Annotated in this window: 6 protein-coding genes; 4 read left to right on the top strand and 2 right to left on the bottom strand. The window is 50.7% G+C overall.

Going from position 1 to position 9,120, the window contains the following annotated elements:
- The first annotated feature begins 588 nt into the window (after window positions 1-588).
- The 3 genes from FC99_RS02510 to FC99_RS02500 all read left to right on the top strand — a co-directional run bounded on the left by FC99_RS02510 (window position 589) and on the right by FC99_RS02500 (window position 3,425).
- Window positions 589-2,100, top strand: coding sequence for a UxaA family hydrolase (locus tag FC99_RS02510; protein WP_048734706.1), 1,512 nt, complete (start codon window positions 589-591; stop codon window positions 2,098-2,100).
- Window positions 2,101-2,176: 76 nt separating this feature from the next.
- A complete protein-coding gene (locus FC99_RS02505; protein ID WP_048734708.1) occupies window positions 2,177-2,491 on the top strand; it encodes a metal-sulfur cluster assembly factor in 315 nt (104 codons plus the stop codon).
- Between the two features lie 223 nt (window positions 2,492-2,714).
- Window positions 2,715-3,425 (top strand): MIP/aquaporin family protein, encoded by a 711-nt coding sequence (locus FC99_RS02500; RefSeq protein ID WP_048734710.1) that lies wholly within the window; start codon window positions 2,715-2,717, stop codon window positions 3,423-3,425.
- A gap of 459 nt (window positions 3,426-3,884) precedes the next feature.
- Here FC99_RS02500 and arfA read toward each other — a convergent pair whose 3' ends face one another.
- On the bottom strand, window positions 3,885-5,387 hold the full coding sequence (gene arfA, locus FC99_RS02495; RefSeq protein ID WP_048734712.1) for an arabinosylfuranosidase ArfA: 1,503 nt from the start codon (window positions 5,385-5,387) through the stop codon (window positions 3,885-3,887).
- Window positions 5,388-5,774: 387 nt separating this feature from the next.
- Between arfA and FC99_RS02490 the strand changes: the two genes are divergently transcribed.
- Complete coding sequence (locus tag FC99_RS02490) at window positions 5,775-8,267, top strand: collagen-binding domain-containing protein (RefSeq protein WP_053083550.1); 2,493 nt, start codon at window positions 5,775-5,777, stop codon at window positions 8,265-8,267.
- A gap of 93 nt (window positions 8,268-8,360) precedes the next feature.
- Here the strand turns inward: FC99_RS02490 and FC99_RS02485 are convergent, their stop codons facing one another.
- Window positions 8,361-9,086, bottom strand: coding sequence for a sulfite exporter TauE/SafE family protein (locus FC99_RS02485; RefSeq protein ID WP_048734714.1), 726 nt, complete (start codon window positions 9,084-9,086; stop codon window positions 8,361-8,363).
- Window positions 9,087-9,120 lie beyond the last annotated feature (34 nt).

The raw sequence follows: 9,120 nt of genomic DNA, 5'->3' as shown, positions 1-9,120 counted from the left end.
TCGATAACGACTGTTACAGTCATTATCTCCGTCGCCTAAGAACCCTGTGTAAGCCGGGAGGTCGGCAGATATGGGCTCAGGCGCGTCGTTCGCACCAATCCAGCCCATATCTGCCGGCCGGTAAAGCGAAGGGCCCACCAGGTTGCCTAGTTTTAGTCTCACTGTTGTTGCTAGAGCAGGCGTGGCTAGTATTTTGGAACTTTCAACCTTTAGATCATTACTGTTCTGTGCAGAAAATTGTAATGTGACAAGGGCTAGCGTGAGACCTATAAGCGGTTAAGCTATTAGGAAAATCCCGTGTTTTCCAATGATCCAGTCCGGCTCAACGGAGACGTAGCGGCTTAATCCGCCAGGTAAAGGCGTCTAAACGGCCCGTTGTTGATTTGACTAAACTTTTGCCGAAAACCTTGCCGGATTGTCTCTTGTTCCCATTACGTGAAGGAATTAACATTGTACTTGTAAAGATGAAAGCGCTTAATAAAGGCGGCGGCAATCCTGTTGCTGACTTTGAAGCGAGCAGTAAAGCTGCATTACATAGGGAAATGTCCCGAAATTAGCAGTTGTTTCTAAGCTGAGGAGGTTGCATCCATGCTCAAACATGTTGTGAAAATGCGCCCAAACGATAACGTTGCCATTGCCGTCCACGATTTACACGTCGGGGATAAGATCAAGGGCGATATTACCGTCAATGACGAGATTCCCCAAGCCCACAAGATCGCTCTGGTTAATTTAGCCAAAGGTGACGCCGTCTTACGTTACGGGGTCGTACTGGGGTATGCCAAGAGCGATATTCAAGCCGGGGATTGGATCAATGAAACCAGTCTGGAATTACCACCGTCACCAGACCTGAACAAGCTGACTTACGGCACGAACATTCGTAAGGACTTGCCCAAGCCTAAGCGGACCACGTTTATGGGCTACGACGTACCTGGCAACAAGTACGCCGGGACCCGGAACATCTTGGGAATTCAGACCACGGTTCAATGCGTGGTTGGGGTCTTAAAGATTGCCGTGGACCGCATCAAGCAGGAGCTCTTACCGAAGTATCCACACGTGGATGATGTGACGGTCGTCAGTCACCAATATGGCTGTGGGGTTGCCATTGACGCGCCCGAAGCCAAGGTTCCAATTCGTGAGATCAGAAATATCGTGAAGAACCCGAACTTCGGTGGGCAGATCATGGTCGTCGGCTTGGGCTGTGAAAAGTTGACGCCAGACCGGATCTTGGACCCAGAAGATATTAATGACGATAACCTCTTGTATTTGCAAAACTACAAGGGCTTTGAAAAGATGATTGCGGCCATTATGGCAATGGCCGACAAGAAACTGGCTATTTTGGAAACGCATCGGCGGACGGAACAACCACTGTCGAAGCTGTCGGTTGGGTTCCAATGCGGTGGGAGTGACGCCTTCTCCGGTGTAACTGGGAACCCATCCGCCGGGTATGCCTCCGACCTGCTAGTGGCCGGTGGCGGGACCGCCATGTTCTCCGAAGTGACCGAAGTTCGTGATGGGGTCAACTTCATCGCGCAGCGGATTCCGGACCAACCTAACTGTAATAAGCTGGTCAAGGAAATGTCTTGGTTCGACAACTACTTGGCCAAGGGTGGCGTCGACCGTTCAGCCAACCCAACGCCGGGTAACCGGAAAGGTGGCTTGTCCACCATCGTTGAAAAGTCCATGGGCTCCATTGCGAAGTCCGGGACCGCGCCAATCTCGCAAGTGGTCAGTGCCGGTGAAATTCCAACGAAACGCGGCTTGATCTTTAACGCCACGCCAGCTGGGGACTTTACGACCGGACCAATGCAACTGGCATCTGGGATGGGACTGGAAGTCTTCGTTACGGGTCGGGGAACGCCTTACAACCTGCAAGCAGCCCCTGTTATCAAGGTCTGCACGCGAACTGACTTGAAGGAATTCTGGAGTGACCTGATTGATGTCAACGCCGGTAAGGTCGCTACGGGTGACCTGACCGTTGAAGAACTCGGAACGGAATTATTTAACTTCATTCTGGATGTGGCCAGTGGTGAAAAGCCAGCCGCAGAACGGTTGAAACTCTACAACGACATTTGCATCTTCAACCCGGCACCAATGACTTAAAAGTGAAAAGTAACAGACGGAGGGCCGATAGCTGGTAGACTGGCTAGCGGTCTTTCTGCTAGAGGAGGGAACGAGAATGGCTGAAAATGAACAAGCTGAAGAAGCCGTCATGACGGCACTGGAAGGGGTCATTGACCCTGAATTGACGATTGATATTGTGAATCTGGGCCTCATTTACGGCGTTACGGTTGAGGGCAATAAATGTACCGTTAAAATGACCCTGACCACAATGGGTTGCCCATTAAGTGATATGCTCAATGATCAAATTACGGCGGCTGCACTGTCGGTGGAAGGTATCGACCACTGCGACATTGATCTCGTCTGGGAACCAGCCTGGGATATGGGTCAAATGACCCGGTATGCGAAGGTGTCGCTGGGTGTTCATGGCTAAAATAGAGGACTAGGCTTACCTTGTTTAGCCACTACTAGGATTCCTGTTTAAAACTAAATTTGATTAAAATTAAACCGGTCACGCGCTCATTTTGAGAACGGGGCCGGTTTGTTTTGTTAAAATGGTGTAAGCGGTTCAAAATAACCCACCGTTAACGTTTGGGCTATGGTAAACTGAATTCAGCATTTATTTTTTTACATAACGATTTGAGGGGTGTTTTAGCATGAGTGGCTTTATTGGTGAATTCTTTGGCACGATGATTTTAATTGTCCTTGGTGGGGGGACGGGAGCTAGTGTCAATTTAAACAAGACCTACGCGAAGGGCGCGGACTGGACGTTTGTGTGTCTCGCCTGGGGAATGGCTGTGACGATGGGGGTCTATGTGGCTGGTCTGCTGGGGTCGCAAGGCCATTTGAATCCGGCCGTGACCATTGGTTTTGCCGTGTTCGGTTACTTCCCGTGGGCCGAAGTGGTGCCTTACTTACTGGGCCAATTTTTGGGAGCGTTCGTGGGGGCGGCGTTGGTGATCCTGCAATTCTACCCTCATTTCAAAGCAACGCCGGACGAGGCTGCTGGTAACACCGTCGGAATCTTTGCGACCCGTCCAGCCATCAAGAATCCCGTGTTTAACTTCATCTCGGAAGTCATTGCGACATGGGCGTTCGTCTTTATCCTCCTCAACCTGGGGAACTTCACCCAAGGCTTGAAGCCATTCATCGTCGGTATTCTGATCATGGTCGTGGGGATGGGCTTAGGCACGACCACGGGGTTTGCGCTGAATCCAGCTCGTGACTGGGGTCCCCGGCTGGCGTACACTATCCTACCGGTGCCAAATAAAGGCAACACAGAGTGGAATTACGCCTGGGTCCCAATGTGCGGTCCACTAGTCGGCGGCATCCTCGCTTCGGGGCTACAGTACTGGATTACTTACTAGGCAACACTGTATGTTGAATACCGCCTTACCGGTCGCCAGATGGGGTTGAAACTATATGAATAACGCACGTGAGCTCACATCTGGAAAATTTTCGGCTGGCACAGTTGAATCTTGTCAACTGGTAGGGTGACTGTAAGAGCCCTGTATTCACGCTTAATAGTAAATCGATAAGCCAAATAAGCTCCGAATTCGCCAGCTAGCGAGTTCGGAGCTTATTTCGTGTAATGTTGAAATCACAATCAAACTTAAGGTTATAAATCCAGTTTAAGTCGAAGGCTGACAGGAACGTAACCCCGTGTCGGTCCTCTTAGGCCGGATGAACCTTTCCGACCTTAGAGGAGGGGCCGAGCTTGGAGACTCGTTCTTTGAGGCTTCAAGTCGCCCTGGGGACCGCTTCTCAGGCCCCAGGTCTGCCTCACCGGGTGGAGTTCGTGCCAGCCGAAGACGACCTCCAACGGTTTATTTAACCTTGAAGCGGAGCATGTTCCAGGATAGGGGCTGTAACGTCACGTTAGCCGAGTGATCCTGGGCATTGACTGGCAAAGCCTGTAGCTGCATCTTGCCATCGCGGTTATCGGCTTTGACATCGTAGCCGTAGAACTGAGTGGCTTCAATCAAGTGGTCGACCGTGAAGTCGGTCAGGTCGATATCGAAGTCGAGCGTGTCGGTCTGGTGCTTGTTTTCGGCGAAGACCGTCAGCGTTTGGCTGGCAGCGTCGTAAGTGGAGACCGTATCGAGGTAAGGAATGTCCTTGAACTCACGGGAGTTGTAGGTCGCGGACTGGCTGTGGTCGACTAGAACTTCACCTTGGCCATGGTTGGCCACCTGCATGAATGGGTAGAAGATGGACTGCTTCCAGACGCCACCGTCCGTGTCCGTCATAATAGGCGCGATGACGTTAACGAGTTGGGCCAAGCAGGCAATTTTAACCCGGTCGGCGTTTCGTAACAGCGTCATCAATAGGCTCCCGACCAATAAGGCGTCTTCGAAATTGTAAACGTCTTCGAGCAAATGCGGCCCAACTTGCCAAGGGGTGACCTTGGTGTCGGCGTCATTGGAGTGGTACCAGACGTTCCATTCGTCAAAGGACAGGTTGATGGTCTTGGTTGAACGCTTGCGGGCCTTAACGGCATCACACATGGCAACGACGCCCTTGATAAAGGCATCCAGATCGAGGTTCTTGCCCAAGAAGTTGTCGAGTTCAGTCGGGTCATCGTCATTGTAGTAACCGTAGTAACGGTGCAACGACAGGTAATCCACGTTGTCATAACATTCGTCCAGTACAGTCTCTTCCCATTCGCCGAACGTTGGGTTGTCCATGGAAGAGCTCCCACAGGCCACGAGTTCGAGGGAATCATCGACGCGCCGCATAGCCTTCGCCGTTTCGTTGGCGAGGTGGGCGTATTCCGTAGCGGTCTTGGCACCAATTTCCCAAGGACCGTCCATTTCGTTACCCAGACACCAGGTCTTAATGGCAAATGGGTCTTCGGCACCGTTCTTGCGGCGCAGGTCACTGAGGTAGGTGCCCTTAGGGAAGTTACAGTATTCCACGAGGTCGGCGGCTTCCTGAATGCCGCGGGTCCCCAGGTTAACGGCCATGTTCGGTACGGCGTTGACCTTGTCTGCCCAGTGCATGAATTCGTGGAGGCCAAACTGGTTGGTTTCAAGCTCACGCCAAGCCAAGTCTAAACGGACCGGGCGTTGATCCTTAGGCCCGATACCATCTTCCCACCGGTACTGGGACAGAAAGTTCCCGCCGGGGTAGCGAATCAGTGGCACGTTGAGTTCCTTGACCGCTTCGATAACGTCGGTCCGAAAACCTTCTTCATCGGCAGCGGGATGGCCGGGTTGGTAAACACCGGTGTAAACGGCCCGGCCAAGTTGTTCGATAAATGATCCGTAAAGTCGTCGGTCGATGGGCGCAATGACATCTTGGGGCTGAAGTTTCGTTGAACCTTTCATGTTATGACCTCCAAATGTATTTTTTAAGTGGTTATGAGGTTATCAACGGTCTTGCTTGCCGCCGACACTGTAAGATTATTAGCCGATACTTATTGGTGACTAAACATGGTTTGCAGTCAACAATAGCAGTTGTGTTAGCGCTTACAAAATTATAACCACTCATCACACTTATAATATAACTGAGGGACAACGCCGTGAGAATTGAAGATTTCAACGGCTCTTTATAATTTTCACCACGGTTGTGCAGGTTGTTACAAACGACAAAGGATTATGGCATAAGTAGTTTATTTTTAAAATAATTTCATCATTGATATTGATTGTTACTACTAGTAGTACGAAAATAGAGAAGGGAATCTTTTTAGTCTGAAAGGTAGGGATTAATAAAGTATGGAAACAAAACGGACACATTTTAAAATGTATAAGGACGGCCGTAAATGGGTCTTCGCCTGCGCCATTGTCTTGGCATTAGGCGGTGCCACGGTTACGGCACGTGCCGATACCAACGACAGCAGTAACAGTAGTAGCACGCCAGAGACGAGCCTGAGCAGTTCGTCGTCGGGGAGCAGTAGCGAAGCAAATAGTAGTTCAGAACAATCGGCTAGTGGAGATGCCAGCCAGACCAGCAGTGTAACGTCAACCAGCAGTTCCAGCAACGATGGTAACGGTAAAGTTGACCAGAATACGACGACCGACACCACAACGAGTTCGGCCGATGCGACGACTGAATCGACTAAGAGCAATGCAGATGCCACTAATCAGACGAGCACGACTGATAAGGCTGATGGGAACAACAAGACTAATGACGACAGTACGGCAGAAGTTGTCAAGCACGCTCGGCGGTCTTACTCACCGGCTACGTTGATGCGAGATCAGGAGACGCAGAACAGCACCACGCCAGTTGAAACACCGACGATCAACACACCAACGACCGATGATACTACAGCGGTGACACCTGACATTAACGTTGCTGACGAGAACAAAGTGACTGATGAGCAGGACATCAACGATATCTTTAAGAATCTCGAAGACACCACGAATGTCACGACGGCGCTGGAACCTTACGCTGAGAGCGGTGTTCAGGCCGGCGGCGACGTTTACGATGACTTCCCTGATTTGAATAATATTCTGGGGATCTCCTCCGCATTTCATATCTTCGCGCGGGATGCCGAACTGAATTCCCATACCAATGGGAACCTAGCCGTTCAAAACCTGACTGGGAACGTTAACTTTGGAACTAACATTATTGAAGAACTGCTTGATAAAGACATTTCTTACATACAGAACATCGTCAACATTGCCAATAGCTCATTCGTTTCCGCTGGGGACACCCGGGAAAACAAGGTCATCTTTGGTGAAGGCATCGAGATTGACTTAAGCAATCCGAACCGGCCAAAGGTCAATGGGGCCGACATCGACCACTTATTAGCTTCCGAAGTTTACCAAGACCAAAACGGGCAGACCTACATCAACTTCGATGCAGAATTTGCAAAACTTAAGGCCCTTAACGAACAGCTGACCACGGTTAACAGCAATGCCTCATATACCAATGACGACTTTGCTGACCGCAACAACCGGGTCGTCGACGTGAGCGACATGACGCCGGACGCCGATGGTCACATTGTGATCAACTTAAGTCCAGACGTTCTGAACGGGGACACGCCACTGACGATTTCTGGATTATCACCGGATGCTGATGGGAATACCGTCATTATCAACGTAGATACTGGTGGTCAAGAGGATTACAAGATTAATTCTCAAATCAAGATTATCTACAGTGATGGTAGTGACCGTGATAACCATGAAACGGAAGACTTTGGGGACAACCATTTACTGTGGAACTTCTACGACAGCACAGCTAGTGACAAACAACATACTGGGACTATCACCGTTGAACGTCCATTCCAAGGCAGTATGTTAGCCCCATCTGCGGAAATTGTCGCCAATCAAAACATTGATGGTAATATCATTGCGGACAAAGTCGTTGTTAACGCCGAAACTCACCGTTGGGACCTACAAGACAACAAGGACAACGAAGAGGACGAGGATGACTTCGATGAGCCGAACGTTGATCTGCCAAACGTCGAGGAACCCGAAGCGCCGGACGAGCCGAACATTGACTTGCCGAACGTCGAGGAACCTGAAGCACCAGATGAGCCGAACATTGACTTGCCAAATGTTGAAGAACCTGAAGCACCAGACAAGCCCAACATCGATATTCCAACCGTTGAGTTACCAGGTATCGATGAACCAGACGAGCCGAACATTGATTTACCTAACGTTGAGGAACCTGAGGCGCCAGACAAACCAAACATTGACCTGCCAACTGTTGAGTTACCAAACATTGAGGAACCCGACAAGCCAAACATTGATAATCCAGATGTCGAGGAACCCGAAGCACCTGACAAACCAAACATCGACAAGCCAGATGTTGAGTTGCCAAGCACGGAGAACCCTGATACTGAAGAGCCGGACACCGAAGAACCCGGCACTGAGTTACCAAACACCGAGGAACCAGACGTTGATGAGGACTTGGACTACGAGCATGAAAGCCCAGATGAAGAAGAACTCTTAAGCGAGCTGGAAGACGAAGTGGTCGACTTTGAAGCCGAAGAAAAGGCCGGAGACGCCGACTCGGCTACGGATGGTGAAGCTTTGTTGAGCAGAATCGACTCAGCAATTGCCAAGGCACAAGCCGCACACAATACCGCGTTGGTTGCCAAATTGCAGGCTATTCGGGCCCAACTCCTAAAGGGCATGGGCTTATCAGCCGGTTTGCCACAAACGGGTGAAGCGCACCAAGGTTGGCTACAAGCACTAGGCTTGTTGCTAGCTGGTGGTTTGGGTAGCACGTTCGTTTACCGTAAAAAGCGTCAAGATTAACCTGTATCATTAAATTCAAGCGACTGTAGGCATGAATCAAACAAGCGTTGCGCTGACCCACTAGGGAGTTAGCGTAACGCTTGTTTTTTGGTATTAGAGAAGCATTTTTAATCCCATGAAGACGAGTAGGACGCCCATAAATGGCTTCACGTAGGTGTTCAACTTTTTCGGGTCGATGTGGGCAAGCAGGCGTGGGGCACAGAAAGCGCCTAGCATGGCTCCAATCATCAAGCTGATGCCAATCGACCAGTCGATGCTGTGCGCAGAGAGGTGAAAGAGGAGGCCGACAAAGGTGTTGCCGACCAGCACGTAGGACGACGTGGCTGCGGCTGGAATCATGTCCAAACCTAAGACCAGGAGCCCAGCAATAATGGGACCGCCGCCACTGAGACCGGCAATACCGACCATGAGGCCACTTAAAATCCCGTAGAGTACGGCTTGGATGCTCTGATGTTGCGCAGGTTTATTTTGCCGGATGAAGAAGCGTTTGTAGAGAATCTGGATACCTAGCGCGGTCAGGATGATGGCGACAATCCAGGTGTAGATGGTGGTGGGGATGTACGGGGCGAGCAAGGCGCCGACGATGGTTGCCGGAACTGCCGCAATCAGCATCTGGTTACCGACCTTGAAATGGATCTGCCCGGTGCGGTAATGCCCGTATGCCCCAACAATGAGTGAGGGAAAAGCCGTTGCCAGTGAGGTTGCGGCCGCAACGGCGGGGGCAAGGTTGAAGACAGATGTCAACAGGCCCAAGTAGATGGCGGCCCCGCCACCACCCGTTGAAATAACCAAGATACCAACTAAAAATCCAGTAATTATTAAAGCTAACCAATTCCATTAACGCTATCGTCTC

Origin of the sequence: Levilactobacillus koreensis JCM 16448, from assembly GCF_001435525.1 — a bacterium.
Classification (GTDB): Bacteria; Bacillota; Bacilli; order Lactobacillales; family Lactobacillaceae; genus Levilactobacillus; species Levilactobacillus koreensis.
The sequence above is the reverse complement of the archived record's forward strand: the minus strand, read 5'-3'. Positions and strand labels throughout refer to the sequence as shown.

What these genes read in the sequence shown, in the direction of transcription:
- FC99_RS02505 (WP_048734708.1), top strand. Translation starts at nt 2,177, where the DNA reads ATGGCTGAAAATGAACAAGCTGAAGAAGCCGTCATGACGGCACTGGAA.
- FC99_RS02500 (WP_048734710.1), top strand. Translation starts at nt 2,715, where the DNA reads ATGAGTGGCTTTATTGGTGAATTCTTTGGCACGATGATTTTAATTGTC.
- FC99_RS02510 (WP_048734706.1), top strand. Translation starts at nt 589, where the DNA reads ATGCTCAAACATGTTGTGAAAATGCGCCCAAACGATAACGTTGCCATT.
- arfA (WP_048734712.1), bottom strand. Translation starts at nt 5,387, where the DNA reads ATGAAAGGTTCAACGAAACTTCAGCCCCAAGATGTCATTGCGCCCATC.
- FC99_RS02490 (WP_053083550.1), top strand. Translation starts at nt 5,775, where the DNA reads ATGGAAACAAAACGGACACATTTTAAAATGTATAAGGACGGCCGTAAA.